Source organism: Rhizobium ruizarguesonis, from assembly GCF_017357285.1.
Classification (GTDB): domain Bacteria; phylum Pseudomonadota; class Alphaproteobacteria; order Rhizobiales; family Rhizobiaceae; genus Rhizobium; species Rhizobium ruizarguesonis.
Window position 1 is genome coordinate 67,501 of sequence record NZ_CP071678.1, and the last position, 23,548, is coordinate 91,048.

12 protein-coding genes, 1 tRNA gene and 2 rRNA genes (1 of these 15 cut by a window edge) are annotated in these 23,548 nt (G+C 58.2%); 5 read left to right on the forward strand and 10 right to left on the reverse strand.

Going from position 1 to position 23,548, the window contains the following annotated elements; genetic code table 11:
• The 5 genes from J3P73_RS00325 to J3P73_RS00345 form a co-directional block, all read left to right on the forward strand.
• Nucleotides 1-1,766, forward strand: a 23S ribosomal RNA gene (locus J3P73_RS00325); it begins 1,177 nt to the left of the window's first position.
• A gap of 184 nt (nucleotides 1,767-1,950) precedes the next feature.
• Nucleotides 1,951-2,065: ribosomal RNA gene (rrf, locus tag J3P73_RS00330) — 5S ribosomal RNA — on the forward strand.
• Nucleotides 2,066-2,300: 235 nt separating this feature from the next.
• Nucleotides 2,301-2,377, forward strand: a tRNA-Met gene (locus tag J3P73_RS00335).
• A gap of 316 nt (nucleotides 2,378-2,693) precedes the next feature.
• Nucleotides 2,694-3,926 carry an HlyD family secretion protein gene (locus J3P73_RS00340; RefSeq protein WP_024323136.1) on the forward strand — a complete coding sequence of 411 codons (1,233 nt, stop codon included), beginning with the start codon at nucleotides 2,694-2,696 and terminating at the stop codon, nucleotides 3,924-3,926.
• The gene (locus tag J3P73_RS00345; RefSeq protein WP_024323135.1) at nucleotides 3,908-5,902 is read left to right on the forward strand and encodes a glycosyltransferase; all 1,995 of its coding nucleotides are present in this window, start codon (nucleotides 3,908-3,910) and stop codon (nucleotides 5,900-5,902) included. Before J3P73_RS00340 ends, J3P73_RS00345 begins: the two co-directional genes overlap by 19 nt.
• A 135-nt stretch (nucleotides 5,903-6,037) precedes the next feature.
• Here the strand turns inward: J3P73_RS00345 and J3P73_RS00350 are convergent, their stop codons facing one another.
• The 10 genes from J3P73_RS00350 to J3P73_RS00395 all read right to left on the reverse strand — a co-directional run bounded on the left by J3P73_RS00350 (nucleotide 6,038) and on the right by J3P73_RS00395 (nucleotide 23,545).
• The gene (locus tag J3P73_RS00350) at nucleotides 6,038-6,568 is read right to left on the reverse strand and encodes an ROK family protein (protein WP_245002695.1); all 531 of its coding nucleotides are present in this window, start codon (nucleotides 6,566-6,568) and stop codon (nucleotides 6,038-6,040) included.
• A gap of 82 nt (nucleotides 6,569-6,650) precedes the next feature.
• Complete coding sequence (locus tag J3P73_RS00355; RefSeq protein ID WP_018068715.1) at nucleotides 6,651-7,970, reverse strand: glucoamylase family protein; 1,320 nt, start codon at nucleotides 7,968-7,970, stop codon at nucleotides 6,651-6,653.
• A 5-nt stretch (nucleotides 7,971-7,975) separates the two neighbouring features.
• A complete protein-coding gene (locus J3P73_RS00360; protein ID WP_130763888.1) occupies nucleotides 7,976-11,866 on the reverse strand; it encodes a GH36-type glycosyl hydrolase domain-containing protein in 3,891 nt (1,296 codons plus the stop codon).
• A gap of 30 nt (nucleotides 11,867-11,896) precedes the next feature.
• Entirely contained in the window at nucleotides 11,897-14,362 is a 2,466-nt protein-coding gene (locus J3P73_RS00365) for a phosphoketolase family protein (protein WP_130656680.1), read from the reverse strand.
• Between the two features lie 402 nt (nucleotides 14,363-14,764).
• Nucleotides 14,765-15,433, reverse strand: coding sequence for a CBS domain-containing protein (locus J3P73_RS00370; RefSeq protein ID WP_018068712.1), 669 nt, complete (start codon nucleotides 15,431-15,433; stop codon nucleotides 14,765-14,767).
• A 111-nt stretch (nucleotides 15,434-15,544) separates the two neighbouring features.
• Complete coding sequence (locus J3P73_RS00375) at nucleotides 15,545-17,233, reverse strand: ABC transporter ATP-binding protein/permease (protein WP_018068711.1); 1,689 nt, start codon at nucleotides 17,231-17,233, stop codon at nucleotides 15,545-15,547.
• Between the two features lie 122 nt (nucleotides 17,234-17,355).
• Complete coding sequence (locus J3P73_RS00380) at nucleotides 17,356-19,008, reverse strand: GNAT family N-acetyltransferase (RefSeq protein ID WP_130771993.1); 1,653 nt, start codon at nucleotides 19,006-19,008, stop codon at nucleotides 17,356-17,358.
• Between the two features lie 270 nt (nucleotides 19,009-19,278).
• A complete protein-coding gene (locus J3P73_RS00385; protein ID WP_018068709.1) occupies nucleotides 19,279-19,770 on the reverse strand; it encodes a hypothetical protein in 492 nt (163 codons plus the stop codon).
• A 119-nt stretch (nucleotides 19,771-19,889) separates the two neighbouring features.
• On the reverse strand, nucleotides 19,890-21,239 hold the full coding sequence (locus J3P73_RS00390; RefSeq protein ID WP_018068708.1) for an HlyD family type I secretion periplasmic adaptor subunit: 1,350 nt from the start codon (nucleotides 21,237-21,239) through the stop codon (nucleotides 19,890-19,892).
• 5 nt (nucleotides 21,240-21,244) lie between these two features.
• Nucleotides 21,245-23,545 (reverse strand): type I secretion system permease/ATPase, encoded by a 2,301-nt coding sequence (locus tag J3P73_RS00395; protein ID WP_130771995.1) that lies wholly within the window; start codon nucleotides 23,543-23,545, stop codon nucleotides 21,245-21,247.
• Nucleotides 23,546-23,548 lie beyond the last annotated feature (3 nt).

Genomic DNA, 23,548 nt, shown 5'->3' on the forward strand with positions numbered 1-23,548 from the left:
TAAGGTCCCCAAGTCATGGCTAAGTGGGAAAGGATGTGAGGATCCCAAAACAACCAGGATGTTGGCTTAGAAGCAGCCATCATTTAAAGAAAGCGTAACAGCTCACTGGTCTAAATAAGGGTCTTTGCGCCGAAAATGTAACGGGGCTGAAGCCATGCACCGAAGCTGAGGATTTGCGAGCAATCGCAAGTGGTAGCGGAGCGTTCCGTAAGCTGATGAAGGGAGACCCGTGAGGGCTCCTGGAGGTATCGGAAGTGCGAATGTTGACATGAGTAACGATAAAGAGGGTGAGAGACCCTCTCGCCGAAAGACCAAGGGTTCCTGCTTAAAGTTAATCTGAGCAGGGTTAGCCGGCCCCTAAGGCGAGGCAGAAATGCGTAGTCGATGGGAACCACGTTAATATTCGTGGGCCTGGTGGTAGTGACGGATTGCACAAGTTGTTCATTCTTATTGGATTGGATGGGCAGCGGAGCGGTTCCAGGAAATAGCTCCACCGTATAGACCGTACCCGAAACCGACACAGGTGGTCAGGTAGAGTATACCAAGGCGCTTGAGAGAACTATGTTGAAGGAACTCGGCAAATTGCACGCGTAACTTCGGAAGAAGCGTGACCCCATGCTAGGCAACTATTATGGGGTGGCACAGACCAGGGGGTAGCGACTGTTTATCAAAAACACAGGGCTCTGCGAAGTCGCAAGACGACGTATAGGGTCTGACGCCTGCCCGGTGCTGGAAGGTTAAGAGGAGAGGTGCAAGCTTTGAATCGAAGCCCCAGTAAACGGCGGCCGTAACTATAACGGTCCTAAGGTAGCGAAATTCCTTGTCGGGTAAGTTCCGACCTGCACGAATGGCGTAACGACTTCCCCGCTGTCTCCAACATAGACTCAGTGAAATTGAATTCCCCGTGAAGATGCGGGGTTCCTGCGGTCAGACGGAAAGACCCCGTGCACCTTTACTATAGCTTTACACTGGCATTCGTGTCGGCATGTGTAGGATAGGTGGTAGGCTTTGAAGCGGGGACGCCAGTTTCCGTGGAGCCATCCTTGAAATACCACCCTTATCGTCATGGATGTCTAACCGCGGCCCGTTATCCGGGTCCGGGACAGTGTATGGTGGGTAGTTTGACTGGGGCGGTCGCCTCCGAAAGAGTAACGGAGGCGCGCGATGGTGGGCTCAGACCGGTCGGAAATCGGTCGTCGAGTGCAATGGCATAAGCCCGCCTGACTGCGAGACTGACAAGTCGAGCAGAGACGAAAGTCGGTCATAGTGATCCGGTGGTCCCGCGTGGAAGGGCCATCGCTCAACGGATAAAAGGTACGCCGGGGATAACAGGCTGATGACCCCCAAGAGTCCATATCGACGGGGTTGTTTGGCACCTCGATGTCGGCTCATCGCATCCTGGGGCTGGAGCAGGTCCCAAGGGTTTGGCTGTTCGCCAATTAAAGCGGTACGTGAGCTGGGTTCAGAACGTCGTGAGACAGTTCGGTCCCTATCTGCCGTGGGTGTAGGAATATTGACAGGATCTGTCCCTAGTACGAGAGGACCGGGATGGACATATCTCTGGTGGACCTGTTGTCCTGCCAAGGGCATAGCAGGGTAGCTATATATGGACGGGATAACCGCTGAAGGCATCTAAGCGGGAAACCCACCTGAAAACGAGTATTCCCTATCAGAGCCGTGGAAGACGACCACGTTGATAGGCCGGGTGTGGAAGTGCGGCAACGCATGAAGCTTACCGGTACTAATAGCTCGATTGGCTTGATCGTTCTCATTGACTATGCTCATCTCAAGGCGACCGCAAAGCGGTCGTCCTGACAAGGCGAAGGCACCAGCCTTTGCCCGGTCCCGGCGAACACGAAGTGTTCGTCCGGTTGGAGCTCTAAAACGTGTTCAAAAACGAAGTCATAGCACTTCACCAGCTTCTCAAAACATATAGTTGCGCTTTGCCGACCTGGTGGTTATGGCGGGGTGGCTGCACCCGTTCCCTTTCCGAACACGGCCGTGAAACGCCCCTGCGCCCATGGTACTTCGTCTTAAGACGCGGGAGAGTAGGTCGCTGCCAGGTCTGCAAAACGCAACTTATGTAAAACAATCTTCTCATCACTAACTCTACGGCCCATGCCGAAACAAAGGGCCGCTCGCAAGCGGCATTTTGTGTTATAATGGTGCCAACAAACACGAGACAAATTGCAGGCAATTTGCTCGGGCAGTAAGCGTAAACCGCCAAAGGCGTTTTACGCAGTCGGTATTTTGCCAGATGGCAAAAACCTGGACGGACGACGCAAGCGTCGCCTGGATAACGCGGGGTGGAGCAGCCCGGTAGCTCGTCAGGCTCATAACCTGAAGGCCGCAGGTTCAAATCCTGCCCCCGCAACCAAACTTCCAACATAAACAAAAACACCATCATACGAAAAGCCCTCCGCAAGGAGGGCTTTTCGTGCGTTTGGTAACGGGGCGAGGTTAATGCCTACTCAGGGGCGCCGGCACGGTCCATCATCATACAAAACGAGCCTCCGCTGCAGTACATAGCTAATCCCAGGTTAGCCTTATTGCGACATTTTACCGAACGTATCGAGCGCAGCCAGCTCGTCCCCTTGTCTATGGCCATGGTGCGCCTACATCACTACAAGATATAGTTGCATTTGCACAAGCCTCACACGAGTGCCTTGCGGTTGATGATTTTGGAATTGCTAATGATCTGGAACCACCGCATTACCCGTATTCTGGTCGGCATATTGCTGTTCGCGCTTGCGATCGTTCTTTTGCTGCCCGGCCTGACTGGCTTTACAAGTCTCGACGGTACAGTCAATGCGCGATTTGCGATCGTGAACGCTCCTATCGACGGCGAAGTCGCAGAAACACCCCCAAAAGTTGGTGCGCGCGTGTTGGCAGGAGCGCCGCTCGCCTTGATACACAACGCCCGCGTGAACCGCGCAATACTGACTTCGCTGCAGGCCGACCACATGACTGCTGTCGAACATGTTGCGGCGCTAAAGCGGGAACGCGATGAGCTTGTACGGCTTCGTGATCAATTGGGCGCACGCATGGAAGTCTTTACGCGCACAACCGTTGCCGACTTGGAGCGACAAGTTGAAATTCTAAACAAACGGGTCAAGGTTTCCAAGGCGCAGGACAATGTCGCGCAAGTGGACTTTGACCGGCGGCTGGCGCTTGAGGCGAAGGGTATCCTGTCCACCAAGATGGTCGAGTCCGCCCGAGCCGCCTGGGAAGCGGCGGGGGGCGAACTCGAAATCAGTGGTTTGACCGTAGCCCAGCTCGAACAAAAGCTGGAAGCCGTTCGCAACGGTGTTTTCGTTTTCGGTGACGGCCAGAACGACGTGCCCTATTCTCGCCAGCGACAGGATGAGGTCATCGTTCGTATCAGCGATCTCAACACGCGCATCGCCGAAAACGAAACACGGGGCGCACAGGTGCAAATGCAACTGATTGAGGAGGAAAACCGCGTCCGCAGTCTCACTTCGGCATCAGATCCATCACCTTTCGACGGAGTCGTGTGGAGTAGCAACATCGTCAATGGCTCGAACGTCATCCTCAATACCGAGCTGATGCGCATCCTCGATTGCAGCGATCTTTTCGTCGATATCCTTGTTCCGGAGGTCGATTACCAAGAGATTTATCCTGGCCTTACTGCAGAGGTGCGCTTGTTGGGCGGAGGCGAGGCCTTCAAAGGCGTTGTCCTATCGGTGAGAGGCAGCTCCGCGGTCGCCGAGAAGGACACGCTGGCAGCCAATCAGCCCGAAACAGCCAAACGCAACGATCGAATACGCGTGGGCCTGGCTCCCTCCGCTCTCAATACGGATTATGCGAACTTTTGTCAGGTGGGGCGTTCTGTTCAGGTGCGCCTTCCCAAACCTAACATCCGCATATGGAACTGGATAGAGAGCCTGTGGTTCAGTATCTCATAGCACTGGCTCCGACATTTTCGGTTTTGGCGTTCTTTTTGCTTGGGCCTTTCAACTGGTCGCGTAACCATAGTTGGACGCGCGCAATCACATGCGTGGTCGTTGGCGCCATTGCATTGCGCTATATACTCTGGCGGTTATTCGAGACGGTACTTCCTTATCCCAACAATGGCCTCAATTTCTACTGGGTCTGGTTTCTGTTCATCATAGAAATTCTCGCGTTCTTCGAAGTCGTGCTCTTCCTGGTTTTGATGAGTCGATACGTGGACCGGAGCGCAGAAGCGGACAGGCTTGCGCCAGACTTCTTTAGAGGTGACGAGGATGAATTGCCCACGGTGGATGTGTTCATTCCTACCTACAACGAACCGCTCGACGTCCTGGAACGGACGATCATAGGGGCGCTTGCGCTCGATTATCCGCAAGACAAGCTGAAAGTCTACGTGCTCGACGATCAGCGTCGTAATTGGCTCAAGGCGTACTGCGAGGAGAAGGGAGCAATCCACGTCACACGGCCCGACAACAGCCATGCCAAAGCCGGCAACATGAACAATGGTCTGAAGGTCAGCTCCGGCGACTTCATCGCGATATTCGATGCTGACTTCGTGCCCTATCGTCACTTCCTGCGCCGGACGCTTCCCTTCTTTTCCGATGCGACCATCGGCATCGTTCAAACGCCACAGCATTTCTTCAATACCGATCCGGTACAAACAAATCTCGGTCTCGAAAATATCTGGCCTGACGAGCAGCGTTTGTTCTTTGATGAAATTGCACCGAGCCGAGATATCTGGGACGTCAGTTTCTGCTGTGGGTCATGCTCAATCGCGCGACGCAAGGCGATCGATGAGATTGGCGGGTTTCCAACGGAATCCATCACAGAGGATCTGTTGACCACACTTTCCATGCTCAACAAGGGTTACAAGACCCGTTACCTGAATGAGCGCCTGTCGATGGGATTGGCCGCTGAGAATCTGACCGGCTATTTTGTACAGCGCGAGCGCTGGTGTCAGGGGGGGATTCAAACACTCTATCTTCACAACGGCCCACTGCGCGGACCTGGTCTGTCACTTTTTCAACGCATCATGTTCCTTCCGCTATCGTGGTTGGTGCAGTATCTGGTGCGCTTTACGATATTGATCATCCCGATCATATATCTCTGGTTCGGCTTGCTGCCGCTCTATTTCACCAACGCTGCGGACTATATCTCCCATCAGGTGCCGTTGCTGACGGCCTATTTCCTTTTGATGCTCTGGATAACACCGACCCGATATTTGCCTGTCGTATCGAGTGCCGTCGGGGCTTTTTCGACGTTTCGGATGTTGCCAACCGTTATTTCCAGTGTGGTGCGCCCCTTCGGCAAGCCATTCAGGGTGACCCCGAAGGGCAGCGGCAACGAGGCGATCGGATTTGATGGATACAGCCTTGCCTGGATAGCGGCGTTGATAGTGGCGACGGCCATCGGTCTTGTCATCAATATTGTGCCTGAGACCTCCCATATCGAGGCGCAGTTCTCGCCGATTGCGGTTTGCTGGTCGGGCATCAACATTCTCGTTCTCGCTATTGCGTCTTTGATCTGCTTTGAGAAACCGCGACGGCTCTTCAATGCGTTCAAACTTGACGAAGCGGTTCACGTCGACGGTGTTTCCGGCCGCATAGTCAGTCTGGCGCTGGACAAGGCAGTCGTTGCCGTGCCGCCGGAGACGCGCTTTGCGTCCGCCGATGTCACGCTGTCGCTCGAGGGTTTTTCGCCCTTCAAAACCGAACTAAGGACGGTCACCCAAAGACGAAGGAGCCTCGCTCGCTTAGGCGACAAGGAGGCCTTCTACCTGCACCTCTTTTTTGATCTTAGCGGTTCGCCCCGCGATAAAATGATCGTGAAACTTTATACCGGGCGTTACTCCCAGGACGTTCGTGACATTGACAAAGTCGCTGTCTCGATCAACCTCCTGCTTCGGACATTCGGTCGGACCCGGACGCTTTGAGCGAGGTGTTTCCCGGCCCGGCAGTCGGCCAAAGGCCAGGTCGGCAAGCGGTCAAGAAGCTTACTGATCTCAGCCGAACCTGCGTGAGTATTTCGGGTATCTCTCAATCGAGAAAGATCAGGCTTGCGGCGCCAATCAAGCCGGCATGCCTACCGAGTTCGGCACAACCGGCACGTCGCGAAAAGCGGGCATCGCTCGTTCCTGGATGGTGGCCTCGAGCGGTTTGCGAAGGAGATTATAGCCATGGGAAATTCCACCGCCCATGACGATCATGTCGGGCGAGTAGAGATGGAGCAGATTGGTAAAGCCGATGCCCAGCCAGCGGGCTTCCCTGCCAATCAGCGCAAGTGCCGCTTCGTCACCGCCGCGCGCAGCCTCGACAACGTGTCGACCCGTGACCTCGACGTCGTGGGACAGGGTTCGCAGCGCCGAGCCGTCGCCTGGCTTTGTCAGAGCCGTCGCATGCCAGCCGAGCGCCGTGGCCCACCGCCCCGCAATGGCATCGTTCGCTCTCGAGGTCGCGCCGCGGCCGGCGCCGAAACGCCATTCGCCGAGAGCGGCGGCGTTGGCATCGTTCTCCAGCCGCACAGGCAGGTTCGACCGGTCCTGAAGAAGGCGCGCGAGGGGGACTTCGCGCCAGCCCGGTAGTTCGTCAGGGGCCTGCAAGAAGGCAAAGCCGATAAAGCCGGACAGAAAACCACAAATCCTGCACCAGGAACCAAACCTTCCGTCCGCGCCAAGCGGCCGTCTAAAGCCAGCCTGAAGAGAATCCTGCGCGTCGTAATCCGGTTACAATGGGCTTGCATCGGCGCATGATGCTCCAGAGCAATCCGGTCCGATAATTTTCAATCATGAGGACAACAGGTCCTTGGTCAATGCCGAAGTGATGTGGGCTTACCCACCACCCGGCCGGGCTATTTTCCACGGCATATGTTTGGTTGAACGACGGTTTGAAACCGTAAAGCCGCGTCATGCCGAGGTTCATTCGTGCAAAGTTGCGAACAGTCGGCACAACGATTTCCGGCGCGAACGGCAGCGAGGCGACGGCGACCCATGGTGCGATCGTGCCGTCGTCAGGCCCGAAGGGAGCCCCGCGAGCGATATAGTCGAAGTACTCCCGATCGACCCCTTCTGTCGTCCGCTTGCCCCAGCCAGGCCCGTCGCACGCTGTAAACCCCCAACAATGCTCGCCATACCCTGCAAAGTTCATCGGGTTGCGGATTGCATACTCCTGCTGGACATATGTCGCATGCCGGGTGTTTTCGAAATAATCGGTGTCATGCTCGCGCATGAACGCATCGCGTATGCCTCGAAAATCTATCCACATATGCGACAGCTGGTGGGTGAAGAGCGGTCCCGAATATAGCAGTTCTCGGCCGTAGATATTCCTCCATTCGTAGCTCTCGGTGTAGGCGGCATAAGATTCGGGCGGCAGCGGGTGAGTTGGGGATCCGAGACCAATGATGTAGAGAAGCAGGCCTTCATCATAGCCGCGCCATCGATAGGGGATGAAGCCGCTCTCCGGACGCCAGCCATGCGTCAAAGTTGCGCCGCCGTCGCGGGCCCAATTCCAATCGGCCCTCTCGTAAAGCGCCGTTGCGAGGCCGCGGATTTCCGCCTCATCGGCCGTATCCCGATCAAAATAAGTGGCAACGGTTAAGGCACCCGCAAACAGGAAAGCGGAGTCGATTGTCGACAGCTCGCATTGCCAAACTCGGCGGCCCGTTTCGATATCCAGAAAATGATAGAAGAAACCCTTGTAACCTGATGAATCCGGCTCGGGCCCCTGCGGGCATGCCATCAGGTATCTCAGGCGGCTGCGGGTGATCTTTGCCGCAAATTCGCGAATGAGGACGCCGCGTTCCACGACTACGGGGATCGTCGCCAGTGCCATGCCGATCGCCGCGATGCTGGCCGGTGCGTTGGGTTCCGTCTTGTCGCGGACGAGACCGTTGTCCGGGTTCGTGCAGTGGAGATAGTATAAGACAGTGGTGAACTGCAGCCGACTGAGATCGTGGTCCGTTGGCAAGCGGTCGAGATCGGCGTCGGTCGAGAGCGTTTCGGGCATGGCCGCTATCCAATGATAACGTGGACGTCGTGCGTGCGCGCGTCTTGCGCAAGCGGGACGCTCTCGTTCGCAACAGGTTCGCCATCCAGCGTGACGGATTGCACACCCCGGCCGATGCCCTTCGAGTTGTCGAAATGGATGCGGTAGGTCGCAGATCCATATCGGTATGCGATCTCATAGGCCGGCCAGCCTGCCGGAACGCAGGGTTCGAATCGCAGGAATCGCCCCTCCTGGCGAAAGCCAAGGATCGCCTCGAGCGCTACACGATAAAGCCAACTGGCCGATCCCGTGTACCAGGTCCATCCACCGCGCCCCGTGTGCGGGGGCGCGCCATAGATATCGGCGGCGACCGCATATGGTTCGACCTTGTAGCGTTCGACTTGATCCTTCGTTGCACCGTGATAAATCGGATTGATCAGGTTCCAGAGCTTCAATGCGAGCTCGCCGTCGCCCTGCAAAGCAGTCGCCCAGACCACCCAGGTTGCCGCATGTGTGTACTGCCCGCCATTTTCACGGATGCCGGGGACGTAGCCCTTGATGTAGCCGGGCTGGAGCACGCCGTCGTCAAACGGCGGGTCGAAGAGTTTGATCAGTCTGTCTTCTTGGCGGACAAGCCGGTCGTGGACCGCACGCATTGCCTGCGAAGCGCGTTCCGCATCCGCCTCGCCGGAAATGACAGCCCAAGCTTGGGGGATGGCGTCGATCTGGCATTCGTCATTCAGGGACGATCCAAGCGGCGTGCCGTCGTCAAAATAAGCCCGGCGATACCAGCCGCCGTCCCAGGCGTTGGCCTCAATGGCAATGCGCAAGGCTTCTACCCGTTCGCCGCACCAGGCGGCACGGCTCTGGTCCCCGCGTGACGCTGAAATCTCGGCAAATGATTTCAGCACCGTGAGATAGAGCCAGCCATTCCAGACACTCTCCCCCTTACCCCCAGCGCCAACTTTGTTCATGCCGTCGTTCCAGTCGCCGGTTCCCATCAGGGGCAGGCCATGGCTGCCTAGCCGGTAGCCATGCTCCAGCGCTCGAACGCAATGTTCATAGACGGTGCCGGACTGCTCGCTGGTCGCCGGCTGGTTGAAGTCTTCCTCCTGATCGTCTCGCAGCACCGGTGACGTGATGAAGGGAACAATCTCGTCAAGCAGTTGAGCGTCGCCTGTCGTGGAAACATAGTGGTGAACGACGAGAGGCAGGAAATACAAGTCGTCAGTGATCCGGGTGCGAACGCCGACGCCAGATGGCGGGTGCCACCAGTGCTGGACGTCCCCCTCCTCAAATTGGCGCGCCGCCGATCGCAAGATGTGTGAGCGGGCCTCGCTCGGCACGCTATAGACCAGCGCCATCACATCCTGCAGCTGGTCCCTGAATCCATACGCGCCGCCGGACTGATAGTTGGACGTGCGCGCCCACATGCGGCATGCCAGAACTTGGTACAGCAACCAACGATTCATCATCAAGTTCAAGCCCGTGTCCGGCGTCGAGACCTGGATCGAGTTGAGAATGTCATCCCACTGGCGGGAGGCAGCAGACAGGCTCGCGGCTGCGCGCTCGAGGTCGGTATGCTCATGGACGAGCCTGCTGACCTCATCGAGATCGGCAGCCTGCCCAAGTATGAAGACAATCTCCCTGCTTTCGCTGGGGCGCAGGGAGATATCCACCATCAGCGCGGCACAGGGATCCAGTAGTGGGCCAAAACGTTCAGCCAGATCGGTTCGCCCCAGGGCCGCCGGCTGAAACACGGAACCGTATTTACCCAGAAACTCCGTCCGGTCGGACGTGGTCGACCTTGCCGGCTGACTGGCGGCTGCAAAAGCCAGCCTTCCGGCAAAATCGCCGGCCCAGGGATTCCTGGCCACGATCGCACCCGATCTGGCGTCCCGCTCGCAGACGACCCGCGCTGCTGTCTGTTCACGCTGGGTTCCAAGCACCCACTCGGCGAAATAGATTGCGGTCACGTGCCGAACCCGGGTATCCTCGTTGCTAAGCCTGAGGCGCATGATTTTGACCGGATCGTTGGGCGCGACCGATACCGTCAGTTCCTGACTGAGGTGTCGGCTAAAACTTGTATACCGGCTGTAACCCTGGCCGTGACGTACAGTCACGACCGCACCGGGTCCGAGCGGCAAGGGTGTCGGCGTCCAGGTGTCGCTGGTTTCCTCATCCCGCAAATAGAGGACCTCGCCCGGCGCATCCGTAACCGGGTCGTTCGACCACGGTGTTAGCCGGTTCATTTGACTGTTCTCCGCCCATGTATAGCCAAGACCGGCTTCAGTCGTCAGACAGCCAAAATGCGGATTTGCGATCACGTTGGTCCAAGGCGCAGGCGGCAGGGTGGGGGCTTGGGGTTTGAGCGCGTCCACGCGCACCACATACTCGTGCCCATCAGCTGCGAAGCCGCCGAGCCCGTTCCAGTATTGCAAATCTTCGGCTGGTTTAGGAGGCGGGGCTGCGGGTTGCTCGCTCAGCCGAGTGGTAAAGGTGGGTGAAAGAGGTGACCTGGCCGGGGAGAGCCGGTTGAGTTGATCGCCGAGTTCACCGCCGCTTCCCAGCAGGACGACGCGCGCTGCCGCGGCGATGGTCGCCAGGTGGTCGCTTTCGGTATCGGGCTCGGAAAGGATAAAGATTCCGCCGGGTTTGCCGATCATTTCGGCTTGCGGGCCCGACTGCAGCTTTTCGGCCAGTCGCTTGGCGCTTGCCGAACCGTCCTCATCAACTAGGATCAGGTCAAATCTCAAGCCCCTCCGCCGAGCGAACTCGTGAGCCATCGTTACCTGGCGAAGGAGGGCATGGTGCCTATTGCCATTCGCGCGGACCAGCACAATGGGGAGGTCGCCGGAGATGCCATGAGCCCACAGGGCCGCCTGATCCCACCGATCTCTCTGGAGAGAGGCTGCCTGCCGCATGGCCGGGTTCGCAAATACGACGCTCCCGGCCAGCCGATTGAACAGCGAGATATCACGGGGCTTCAGGCCCAGCGTCTGGAGCTCGCTTTCGTATCTCCTCGATGCATCGGAGAAAGCTTGCTCGACCGCGTCGATCTCGGCGTATCTCTTGGCGATGAACTGCACGGCCGACTGGTCGTCTGCCGCTCCTGTGACGAAGGCGACGCGCGCATCAGCGCCTGGCGCCAGACGAACCGTTCGCCGCAGACAGAAAATCGGGTCGAGGACAGGCCCGGTTGTTCCGGAGAGCGGTGCGCCTGCGTCAAATGCCATTGGGTTGGCTGTTGTCCGGCCTCGACCAAGAAATCTCAGCCGATCGGTTTCATATTGGGCCGCTTGGGCAGGCTGCAGGTTCGACGAGGAGACGTGAACTGCCCAAGTGGCTTTCTCCCCGGCAGCACGTGGCCTGCGACGGGCAAACAAGGCGCCTGTCGCCTCGTCAAACTGCGTCTCCACGAAAAGCTTGGCAAAACCCGGATGCGCCATATCCGCGCTGCGATTGTACAGGCAGACTTCGGCATAGCTTGTCAGTTCGAGGGTTCTTTCCCGTGTGCCATGGTTCGTGACTGTGAGCATGCGCACTTCCACGTCCACATCGGGTGCGACACAGATTTTCGAGACGATTTCAATGTCGCCGGCATGACAGCTGAGTTCGGCCCGGTCTCCATAAAAGGCGTGCTCGTAGATATTTGAAGGGCGAAATAATGGCTGCCGCCCGATGGACCAGAGATCGTTGTCAGTCAGATCCCGGACGTAACAAAATTGGCCCCAACAATCGCGGGTGCTGTCCTCGCGCCACCGGGTAATGTCGAGGCCTTGCCACATTCCGTAACCAGCGCCGGCAGCGGTGACCAGGACACTGTATCGGTCGTTGGAAAGCAATGCGACCGCGGAACTCGGATTGAGCTCCGCGATACTATCATGGCGTGGCGCGTCGGCCGTGCTCGTTGCCACTGGAACCTCCGTTCGATTGCACAATGTTGCTCAAGCATTGTCCCCTTCGGTGGAGGTTCTTTGACGTGTTTTTGGCTGAGCTTTCGAGCCCCATTTCCAGCCGCTGATTGCCGGCATGTCGTCGCCATACTTCTCAATGTATTGGCGATGTTCGACCAGCTTCTCGCGAATTGCCTGTTTGAAATATGCAGCGCGCGCACCGAGCTGCGGCAGCCGGTCGATGACGTCCTCGACCAGATGGAAGCGGTCCATTTCATTCAGGACCACCATGTCGAACGGCGTCGTCGTCGTTCCTTCTTCCTTGTAGCCGCGGACGTGCAGATTGCCGTGATTGGTACGGCGGTAGGTGAGCCGGTGGATGAGCCACGGATAGCCGTGGAAGGCGAAGATGATCGGCTTGTTCTTGGTGAACAGCGCATCAAAATCGCGATCCGGCAGCCCATGTGGGTGCTCGGACGGGGGTTGAAGTTTCATCAGGTTCACGACGTTGATAACACGGACTTTCAGCTCCGGCAGATGCTCCCGGATTAGCTCAACCGCCGCCAGCGTCTCAAGCGTTGGAACATCCCCACAACATGCCATCACGACGTCAGGTTCACTTCCCATGTCATTGCTGGCCCATCCCCAAATGCCGAGACCTTCGCTGCAATGCTTGATGGCCTGATCCATCGTCAGCCACTGCGGAGCAGGCTGCTTGCCTGCGACAACCACGTTGACATAGTTGCGGCTGCGCAAGCAGTGATCGGTTACAGAGAGCAATGTATTGGCGTCCGGCGGCAGATAGATCCGGACAACGTCCGCCTTCTTGTTGACGACGTGATCAATGAATCCCGGATCCTGGTGGCTGAAGCCATTGTGGTCCTGCCGCCAGACATGGGAGCTCAGGAAGTAGTTAAGCGAGGCGACCGATCGCCGCCATGGAATGTCGTTGCACACCTTCAGCCATTTGGCATGCTGGTTGAACATCGAGTCGATGATGTGGATGAAAGCTTCGTAGCAGGAAAAGAAGCCATGCCGGCCGGTCAGCAGGTAACCTTCCAGCCAGCCCTGGCATTGATGCTCGCTGAGCACCTCCATCACTCTGCCATCGGGCGACAGATGATCGTCTTCCGGATAGATATCCGCCATGTAGCAGCGGTCGGTGACCTCCAGTACATCCTGCCAGCGATTGGAGTTGTTCTCATCAGGGCTGAACAGTCGGAAGTTCTTGCTGTCCATGTTCATCTTCATGATATCGCGGAGAAACTTGCCCATCACTCGCGCCGCCTCGGTGTGGGTTTGCCCGGGGCTTGGAACGGATACCGCGTAGTCCCGGAAGTCGGGCATTTTCAGGTCCCGCAATAGCAATCCGCCGTTGGCATGCGGATTGTCGCTCATCCGGCGTTGCCCCACAGGCGCCAGCGCCGCCAGCCCTGGCTTCAAGCGACCGCTGTCATCAAACAATTCCTCAGGGCGGTAGCTCTTCATCCATTGCTGCAGAATGCGGATGTGCTCCGGTTTGTCCATGTCGCCCATCGGCACCTGGTGCGCCCGCCAGTAATCCTCGCACTTCTTGCCGTCGATTTCGGGGGGGCAGGTCCAGCCCTTTGGCGTCCGGAAAATGATCATCGGCCACATCGGGCGTTTTATCTTGCCTTTGGTGCGGGCAGCTGCCCAGATTTCCTGGATATCCGCCACTGCTGTGTCGAGCACGCCGGCCAATTGCTGGTGCACGTTTTCGGGGTCACTACCCTCGACGAAATACGGCGTGTAGCCCATGCCTTCGAAGAACTTCCTCAGCTCGTCCCGGGGAATGCGGGCGAGGAAGCACGGATTGGCGATCTTGTAGCCGTTCAGATGCAGGATTGGCAGCACGCAGCCGTCGCGAGCGGGATTGAGGAATTTGTTGCCGTGCCAGCCTGTTGCAAGCGGCCCGGTTTCGGCCTCCCCGTCGCCGACGACGCAGGCGACAATCAGATTTGGGTTGTCGAACGCCGCCCCATAAGCGTGGCTAAGGGCATAACCCAATTCACCGCCCTCGTGGATACTGCCGGGGGTTTCCGGGGCAACGTGGCTAGGGATGCCGCCGGGGAAGCTGAACTGCTTGAACAGCCTCTTCATGCCCTCGGCATCCTGACTTATATTGGGATAAACTTCGCTGTAGGTGCCTTCGAGATAGGCGTGCGCAACCAGCGACGGTCCGCCATGTCCTGGTCCGATGACGTAGATCATCTCTAGATCATCGCGTTTGATCACGCGGTTGAGATGCACGTAAAGCATGTTCAAACCCGGCGAGGTGCCCCAATGGCCAAGCAGTCGCGGCTTTATGTGCTCGCGCCTCAATGGTTCCTTCAGCAGTGGATTGTCGAGAAGATAAATCTGTCCGACCGACAGATAGTTCGATGCCCGCCAATAGGCGTCGATGGACTGCAATTCTTTCGTCGAAAGGGGGCCGCCCGTTGCCATCTTCGCGTGTATGGCGACCTTTGCATCTCGTGCCGTTTTGAGCGAAACCATGGGTGCCTCCTCCTCTGAGCCCAGATTGCTACGGTAAGATCTTCCAAGGTGAGAAATTGTCGAGTTTCTAACTGCGAGCGAATGAAGCGAGCGACAGATGCTTGGCGGAAGGGATGCTGACGGCAGGCACAATCTGCAGCGCGGTCGTTGTCGACCCAATATGCCATATGGTGCCTGTTTCAATCAGCCTGAGACGCTGGCCCGCCCGTTGCGGCTGCGGCCATCACTTACATCTCTACTTTTCTTGTATATCGCCCTGCCGTCGAAGCGGCTTCGCTCCCAGCTGTCTATGCGTACGAGCTAATACTCGCACAAAATGCATCGGAAGCACAGTTAAAATCGACGGCATCCGAGGTTTAATCCGAAGACAGAAGCCGATAGCGAAGGAAATCCTGCCGGCTTTTACCGACGATCCTCAGAGAAATGTTCAACCACTCGCCTCACGCCGCGGACACTTTCGGCAGCGACGCGCGCCGCCTTCTTGCACTCTTCCGTGTCGATGGTTCCCCACAGGTGAGCCACACCGTCGGTGACGGTCACGGTCGTGTCTTTTCCCAGAAGATCCGCATTTTCGCTGAGGCGTGTCGCAATGCTGCGACGGATGGCCTCGTCACCTGACGCGGTTTCATCCTGATCGGCCGTGACGATCGCCTTCAGAAGGTCCGCACGACTGACGATGCCAACCAGCACGCCATCTCTCATAACGGGAATGCGTTTTATCTGATGTTCCTGCATCAATGCAGACACTCGCGCCAGTGACGTGTCTCCTTCTACGACGATCGGGTCGCAGCTCATGACGTCGGCAACTCTCCACGCGTTGCTCCTAACATAAGCTGTGGCTTTCTCTTCAGCGGTAAGGGCAGACGTTCCGAATTCGGCGGTGGCTTCCCGTCCCAACTCCGTTCTCCGCAGCAGATCGCCTTCACTGATGATTCCAACGAGGCGACCCGCATCGTCGATGACCGGGACACCACTCACGTGATTGGCAAGCATAATCTCGGCGGCTCGCCGAACGCTATTGTCAGGTGATACGCCGACAACCTTCGTGATCATTACATCTTTGACTAGCATCTCCGCACGACCTTCCCTTAAAAGGGCATCGAGGATCTGACAAAATAAACCTGTTGCGGGCGTTCGACAACCGAATTACCGGCGTTGCCGCAGCCCTGTCTCATACCGGTCTCAGGCCCGGTTCACGGTCCACACCCATCCGCCATCCTCACTGCATTCCAGCACCGCATCGTGGTAATCGCGCAGGGCGGCGGTTTCTGCGTTGTTGATGTATGTGATCGAACTCTCGGAAAGCATCCGCATGATCGTGTGAAGTCGTTCGAGACCGAGCGTCGCGTCCAGTCGATCCAGGAAGGCGAACTGCGGCGCCGCGATGAGAATGTTGATGAATGCCAGAAGTTGCTGCTCCTGCGGCGAGAGCAATATTTCCCAGTTTTGTTCGGTATTTAATCCGCCCGCCTGTTCCAGCACGTGTTCGAGATTGAGCTCGCGCAGGATCTGCACGATGCGGTCATCCGGGATTTTGCCTGCGCGCTCGTTGCGTACAAGAATCTGGCGCAGTGTCCCTGTCGGCAGATAAGGCCGCTGCGGGAGAAAGAGTATGTCATCGGCGGCTGGGCGAATGATGCGCCCGGATCCCTTGAATGAAATGCCGGCCGTCGCTCTGAACAGCGCGGCCTGGGCGTCTTGAGCCGGCCCCGTGATCAAGACGCGCGTTCCCAAGGGGATCGAAATCGATACGTCCTTCACAATAGGGACACTGTTCGTCGCGTGCAGCAGGGTCAATTGCTCGTAAGCCAGACGCTCTTTTCCCTCGACAACCTCGATGCCTGCGTCCGCGGGTGTTCCTGATCGTTCGATAGCCTCCATCAGCGAGCTAAGCCGCGCGACGACCGCGGCGAACGTGGAGATGGATTGGAACTGGGTTATAACCAGCGAAAAAGCACCCACCAGCATTGCGAAAGCTGCGCCGGATTGGGTGATTACGCCGAAGTCGATATTCCCTCTTATGTAGGCGGGAGCAATGATCAAGGCGGGAATGATCTGGATCAGCCAGTTGTAACCTGTGGTGAAGAATCCGACGTTGCGATTGATGGCGGTGACTTTGCGAAAATTGGCGACCGCGTCATCGAGGCGTCGTAGCAGACGAAAACCCTGCTGTTCTTCGGAATGCGCCAGCATTATGCCCTCGGCGTTTTCTCGAACTTGTATCAGGCCGGAGCGGAAGCTCGCCTCCTTGTCGAGCTGGTCGTAATTCAGTTTGATGAGCGGTCGCCCAAGCGCGATCGTCAGGTACGACCCGCAAGCCGCATACACAACGGCAACCGCAAACAGCAGGGGACTTATCGACCATAACACCCCGGAAAAGGCGATGATCGTCAGACTGCTGTTTAGGATCATTAGAATGAAGGATAGCGTCGTGACCGTGAATACACGCATGTCCTCGGCGATGCGCTGGTCGGGGTGGGTGAGCTGTCCGGAGACGTCCAGATGATAGTAGGCTCTGTCGGCGAGATATAAACTGACGGCCCGTCGCGTTAGGAATTCTCGCCAAAGCAGTGCAAGGCGTTCCTCAATGAACCGGGAGACAACCGCGACGATCGTGAATGCTGCAAAGACTCCGATGTAAAATATCGCCTGCCGCATGAACTCGGGCGTCTGGCGATTAGCGATTGCTGTCATAAAGTTGCGGCCTACGTAACTGTTGGCAACGTTCAGGCCGCTGAGCGCGAGGAAGAGTGCTACCAGCCCGGCAAACATCAATGCCGCTTTTCCGCCTACCTCGGAAGTCATGAAGACCTTGACCGCTCGCACGAAGCGAACGGCTGTTACCTTGAAGGGAACTTGCTGCGTATCCATGGCAGTGGTCTTCCCCCATGGGTGATGCCCAAATTTAAAGCACAACCGCGCCTGGAACACCACTGCGCCATGTGCGCTGGAAGAAGCGAAATCAAGGAATGAATCGGCAATAGGGTTTAATGTCAGTGCGGACGCGGTCGACGTCGTTCGCTGAGCTGCCGTCCCCGGTTCCAGCGGGCGATGGTCTCCGGCACGGCGTCCGTTTTGCAAGGGGTGGGCTCGGCACTCACGCGGATCCGTTCGAGCGCCGCACTCGCTTTGGCGACATAGTCGCGCGCGGTCGGGTCGTCCGAATGCACTTGCTGGATCGCGGCGAAGACGGCCTCCGCTTCGGCGAGCCGTTTGCTGGCCGCAAGGGCGATGCCACGCTTGTAATGCGCCTGGATGAGATGCGGCCCGATCTCGCCGACCTGGCGGAAAGTCTCTGCGGCCTGCTCATATTGATGCAGGGCAAGCTGCGTGTCGCCAAGCCGCATCTGGATCGGTGTCGGATCGGGCGCTCGCTCGGTGAGAGCCTTGTAGGCAGTCAGGGCCTCTGTCAGCTTGCCTCGGTCGAACAGCAGATTGGCGAGCCCGAATTCCGCGCCGGTATGGCCTGGAGCGGATTGCAGAACCTGGTTGAAGGCGATCTCCGCCTTGCTGCGGGCTCCGTTGCGGTACATGTCGAGCGCCTGTTCGTAGACGAAACGAATGCTGCGCGGGTTGAGCACGCCATGCAGATTCTGGCCGTTGCGGGTGCGGAACAGGGTGCAGCTGATCTGCCTTTCCTCCACCCCGAACATATATTTGTAAGGTTCGTTTCCGCGCAGGAAATCGTAGGTCTTGAAGCCGTCCTCGATCGCCCGCCGGATGCAGTAACCGTGCAGGATAAGACCGGGAGACGGTGTCTTCCAGTTCTCGTCGCGGCCGGTGATATAAAAGAGGATCGCCTTCTTCTGCCGGTCGACGATATTTGCCAGCGCACCGAGTGGCTGGTCGCCATACCAAAGGACCGGCACGTCGAGATTGCCGCTGTTGAAGCTGTCCATCAGCATCTCGCGCGTGGTGATGATCAGCCGCTCGGTTCGCTCCGCGCCTTTGCGGGCGCTCCACTTGGTCCGCCAGAGATTGAAGAGGATGTCCATGTCCCGATTGATGGTCTCGGCGGTTGCCATGGTGATCCGGTAAATATCGTCGCCTTCGACCTTGCGCAGGAACCGCCGGAGTTTCTGGCGCGTCTGGCTGCTCATGCGCTGTTCGAGATAGTCGTCGAAGCTTGCCGGCAGGGGGACGATGGGGCAGATCGTGTTGTCGATATTCTCGCTGTTCTTGGGTGAGCTGTCGCGAAACATCACCTCCGGCCCCTGCAGCGCCTCGATCATCTTCTCGCGCCGCCCGGCAGGGCCGCTGAAATATTCGAGCTTCAGGTCGGTCCAGTTCTGATATTTGAGAAACGAAGCAAAGCCGGCAATGGCATGACGCTCGTAATCCGGTCTGACGATGAAGCCGGTATAATCGGCCGCAAAATTCCCGGCCATCATGATCTCGTCGTAGAAGCGCCCGGTCTTCTCGTTTAGATGCGTGATGAGACGCAGCGGAAAGAAGGCGACATAAGGTGCTCCGGGTTCGCGCTCGCGAAGGGCGAGGATGAACCAGCGGCGCCGGCGGGAAAGATAATTCTTCAGCCATATCCAGGAGAGGAAATGCTGCGCGTCGGGATCCTCCATGAAGACCTGATCCCAGTTGTCGCGGACCGCCTCGAACCCGGCAATGGTGTCGATGATATCTATGCGCATGCCGCCCCCAATACCCCATACGTCACTCGGGAGGTTTCATTCTAATGGGAAACACCGATCTTCAAATAAACCGTCCGGATGATTTGCAGGGCTTAAATGTGATTAGTCCTGAGCCGGCGCATAACCCGAAATCGGAATTGGTTTCGGTAGGAAATCATCCGTAGATTCAAAGTGATAGGGCGTAATGCGTCCCGAAGGATTCTGCGCTTCAATGTGGGTCGCCCGAAAGTGTGGAGCGGTCTGGAGGGCACGACATACATAAGGACTAGATCAGAGATCACCGGAGATCCGCGGGCTCGCATGGATGAAGGCCCAGAGCGTCCGGCTGATGGCGACGATTTCGGCGATCGACTTTTCCAGAAGGTCGATCTCGCGCGCGTCCATCTGCTCGATCTTGCCGTAGCGGATCTCCTTGTCGTCCTCGACGAGCCGCATCAGCTGCGTGCTCGAGATCTCTCCCTTTTCGTCGAAGGAATAGATGCAGTGATTGTACTTGTTGCGTGTCTTGGATTCTTTCTTCAGCCGCGACATGGCCGAAAGGATAGCCTTCCGGTCGGAAGGAGAGGTCGAAGCGAGTTTGGAAAGCCGTTCGATGAGATCGATCCGGGCGCGCGTCGTGTTGAGCGTCAGGAACACGACGATTGCTGCATCCTTTTCGACCCGGAGAAGATGGGCGATGATATAGATCAGCAGGCTTTCGGTGTTCGTCCAGACATAGTTCAGGCGGCCGACCCGCAGCAGGACATCGGACATCGCCGCCATGCTTGACCCTTTCTCCCCGGAGGGGATTCATCCCTCAAGGGATGACATGTGGACATTACATCAGACATCGGGCAAGTCCGCCATATTTAGCGGGACCGCCCATGCCGGATCGCGGGCGATCAGCGTTCCTTAAAAGCCCGGGACATGCTGTCGGTGATCGGTTTGCTCAGATATTCGAAGAAGGTGCGTTCCGACGTCTGAATCAGCACTTCGGCCGGCATACCGGGAACGGGATGGAAATTGTGCACCCGCGCGATCTCGGAATCGGGTATTCCGACGCGGACGATATAGACGTCCTTGACCGAAGCTCCCGAATTTTCCTCGATCGAATCGGCTGAGACGTAGAAGACCTTGCCCTGCAGAACAGGGGTCGTGCGCCGATTGAGCGCCGTGAGGCGGATCGAGGCCGTTTCTCCCTCATGCAGCTGATCGATCGAGGTGCGCAGCACCTGCGCTTCCAGGATCAGCGGCACATGCGCCGGCAGGATCTCCATGATCGGCTTTCCTGTGGTGATGACACCGCCGGCGGTGTGAAAATAGGAGCGCACCACCGTGCCCGACACCGGCGAACGGATAGTGGTGCGTTCGAGCACGCCGGCGGCCTCGCGCATCTGTTCGCGCACACTGTCCAGATCGGTTTCGGCGGTCTCGAGCGCATCGAGTGCCGCCTGCTTGTTGGAGTTGACGGCGATGACGGCTTCCTGGCGGAATTTGGCGATCTCCGCCTCGCTCTCGTTGAGCTCGCCGTTCAGTCGAGCAATGTCGCCCATCGCATCGGCGATCGCCCGCTCGATTGCCAGCAGATCCGTCTTGCGCATGTAGCCGACCTTGACCAGCCGAGCCTTGGAGTCGCGTTCCTCGGTCAGCAGCGACAGCTGCCTTTCGAAGGATTCTCGCTGGCCCCTATAGCCGGCGAACCGGAATTCGAGCGACGCGATGTTCTTCCCGATCAGATTGAGCTGCTCTTCGAGCTTGATCTGCTTGCTGTGGAAGGCGACGTTCTGGCTCTGGATGATCGCGTTGATGTCGGGATCGCTGGCCTCCTTCGCCACGATATCGGGAAGCTGGAATTCACGCAGGCCCTGCGCTTCGGCACGGAGCCTTGCGACAACGGCTTCCAGGCGCAAGCGGCGAAGCTGCAGCATCCTCTCGTTTGAGCGGGATGCTGTGGGATCGAGGGTCAGCAGGATGTCGCCTTCCTTGACCGTATCGCCTTCGCTGACGCGCATCTCCCTGATGATGCCGCCTTCCAGATGCTGGATAATCTTGTTGTTGCCGGTCGCGACGAAGCTTCCCTGCGCGATAACGGCGGAGGCGAGCGGCGCCGTCGCCGCCCAGAAGCCGAAGCCGCCGAACGAAGTGAAGAGTACCGTCAGGCCGACGATGCTGTGCACGCGGATCGAGCGCGGCACGTCGCTATACCATTCGAGCTGCACCGGACCTGATGTCTCCTGCTTTTTCCGTCCCATGTCGTTCATCCTTCGATGCGCGGTGCTCGTTGACCGTTATTGCCGTTGCTCTTGGAAAGCGCCTGCAGCACCTCGATCCTCTCCCCGAACATGGCGACAGTGCCCTCCTTGAGCACGAGGATCTTGTCGACGCATTGGAGAAGGGCTGGGCGCTGGGTGATGGTGACGGTGGTGATGCCCTGCTTCTTTGCGTGGATGAGCGCCCTGGCAAGCGCTGCCTCGCCCTGGGTATCGAGGTTCGAATTCGGCTCGTCGAGGACGACGAATTTGGGATTGCCGAAGAAGGCACGGGCCAGCGCGATGCGCTGCTTCTGGCCGCCCGAAAGCGGAGCGCCATCGGCCGCCACGATGGTTTCGTAGCCCTGCGGGAAGCCGGCAATGAGCTCGTGCACGTCGGCCAGCACCGCGGCTTCGTAGATCTGATGATCGTCGACGTCGTCGCGCATGCGGCAGATATTGGCCTTGATCGTCCCGGGAAAGAGCTGCACGTCCTGGGGCAGATAGCCGATGCTTTCGCCGAACTGGCGCTGGTCCCAGTTGCGCAGATCCATCAAATCCAGCCGCACATTTCCCGATGTCGGGACGATCGAGCCGACGAGCATCTTGCCGAGCGTCGTCTTGCCGGACCCGGAATTGCCGATGATTGCGAGCGATTCCCCCTTCCTGAGCGAGAAAGAGATGCCGTTGAGAATGACCTTCTTCTGCGGCGGCGGCACGAAAAGAATGCGTTCGACATCGAGCCGGCCTTCGGGATTGGGGAGGCGCAGGCGCGGGAAGTTCAACGGCGAGTTCAAGAGCAGGCTCTTGATCCTGCCATAGGCGGCGGCCGACCGGTTGAACTGGTGCCAGCCTTCGATGGCGCCTTCGATCGGCGCCAGCGCGCGTCCCGATATGATCGAGGAGGCAATCACCATGCCGCCCGTCAGCTCGCCCGAAAGCGACAGATGCGCGCCCCAGCCGAGCAGGGTGACCTGGGTGATCATGCGGCAGGCCTTCGATATGCCGGAGAAGATGATGTTGCGGTCCTGCGCCTCGACTTGCGATTTCAGCGAGCCCGCCGTTTCCCGGCCCCACATCTTCACCGCCTCGGGGATCATCGCCATTGCGTTGATGATCTGCGAATTGCGCGACATGGAATCGAGGTGGAAATTTGCCCGGCTGAGATAGCCGTTGGATTCGGCGAATTGCCGGGCGGTGAATTTCTGGTTCAGATAGGCGATGAAGAAAAGCACCGCGCAGCAGGTCATGATGATGATGCCGAGATGCGGATGCACGAAATAGACGACGACCACGAAGAACGGCATTAGCGGCGCATCGAGAAACGCGATCAGCGTGCCGGATGTCAGGAAGCCCCGCAAAAGCTGCAGGTCCTGTAGCGTCTGATAATCCTTGCCGCTGCCATGCAGCGATGCTCTCGCTGCAGCGCTGAGGATCGGCGCGCCGAGCTGCACTTCGAGTTCCACCGCGGTGCGCATCAGGATGAAGCGCCGCACCGAATCCATGAAGGCCTGCAGCAGCACGGCGCCGATCACGGCGATCGAGAGCATGACGAGCGTATCGATGGAGCGGCTTGTCAGCACCCGGTCGGATATCTGGAAGAGATAGAGCGGGATTGCCAGCAGAAGGACGTTGATGGCGATCGTGAACATCATGACGACCACCATGTTGCGCCGCACCGCCGCCATGCCACGCGAGAGGCTGGCGGCGAAATTCACAGGCTCGCTGCGCTTGTGAAAACCGCCGCCACTTCCGCCGCCCCCGCCCCCGTCGCCCCCGGGATCGGAATCCTTGCCATTTCCGCCGCCGCCGGTGCGCAGCCGCCTGTCGTTCTCGCTGATTGGACCGCTTTCGCCTTCGATGGTCTTGCCGAAGGGCATCGTCGGGCTCGATTTGAGCTCGGTCTTCTCTTTCGGCAGTTCGAGGGGCAGCCGCGCTTCGATCCTCGGTTGGGCCGGTGCTTCCATCGGTTTTGCTGTCGCCGGGCTCTGCACCGCCGCGGCAGGAGGTGCTGTTTTCACATTCGAGGCTTCCGGCGTCACCGTTTTCTGCGTCAGCGGCGGCTGAGTTTTACTTGCGCCTCCGATATCGGCAGCCTCGCGTGCCGCAACTTCGACCGTCTTCTTGCCCCCATCGGGAGACGAAACAACGGCGCCGCTGAGCCTGCGAAGATTCTCGACCGCCTGGTCGATCGCGGAGATGCACACATCGCTCATCGCAGCCTCCGAGGGGGCAGCGGAAGGAATATTGCCCGACCTGAGATCGAGGGCGCTGCCCGCCGCAAAGATTTGTTTTGAAATCTGGTTCATCGT

What these genes read in the sequence shown, in the direction of transcription:
- J3P73_RS00340 (WP_024323136.1), top strand. Translation starts at nt 2,694, where the DNA reads ATGATCTGGAACCACCGCATTACCCGTATTCTGGTCGGCATATTGCTG.
- J3P73_RS00355 (WP_018068715.1), bottom strand. Translation starts at nt 7,970, where the DNA reads ATGCCCGAAACGCTCTCGACCGACGCCGATCTCGACCGCTTGCCAACG.
- J3P73_RS00365 (WP_130656680.1), bottom strand. Translation starts at nt 14,362, where the DNA reads ATGGTTTCGCTCAAAACGGCACGAGATGCAAAGGTCGCCATACACGCG.
- J3P73_RS00370 (WP_018068712.1), bottom strand. Translation starts at nt 15,433, where the DNA reads ATGCTAGTCAAAGATGTAATGATCACGAAGGTTGTCGGCGTATCACCT.
- J3P73_RS00375 (WP_018068711.1), bottom strand. Translation starts at nt 17,233, where the DNA reads ATGGATACGCAGCAAGTTCCCTTCAAGGTAACAGCCGTTCGCTTCGTG.
- J3P73_RS00380 (WP_130771993.1), bottom strand. Translation starts at nt 19,008, where the DNA reads ATGCGCATAGATATCATCGACACCATTGCCGGGTTCGAGGCGGTCCGC.
- J3P73_RS00385 (WP_018068709.1), bottom strand. Translation starts at nt 19,770, where the DNA reads ATGGCGGCGATGTCCGATGTCCTGCTGCGGGTCGGCCGCCTGAACTAT.
- J3P73_RS00390 (WP_018068708.1), bottom strand. Translation starts at nt 21,239, where the DNA reads ATGGGACGGAAAAAGCAGGAGACATCAGGTCCGGTGCAGCTCGAATGG.
- J3P73_RS00395 (WP_130771995.1), bottom strand. Translation starts at nt 23,545, where the DNA reads ATGAACCAGATTTCAAAACAAATCTTTGCGGCGGGCAGCGCCCTCGAT.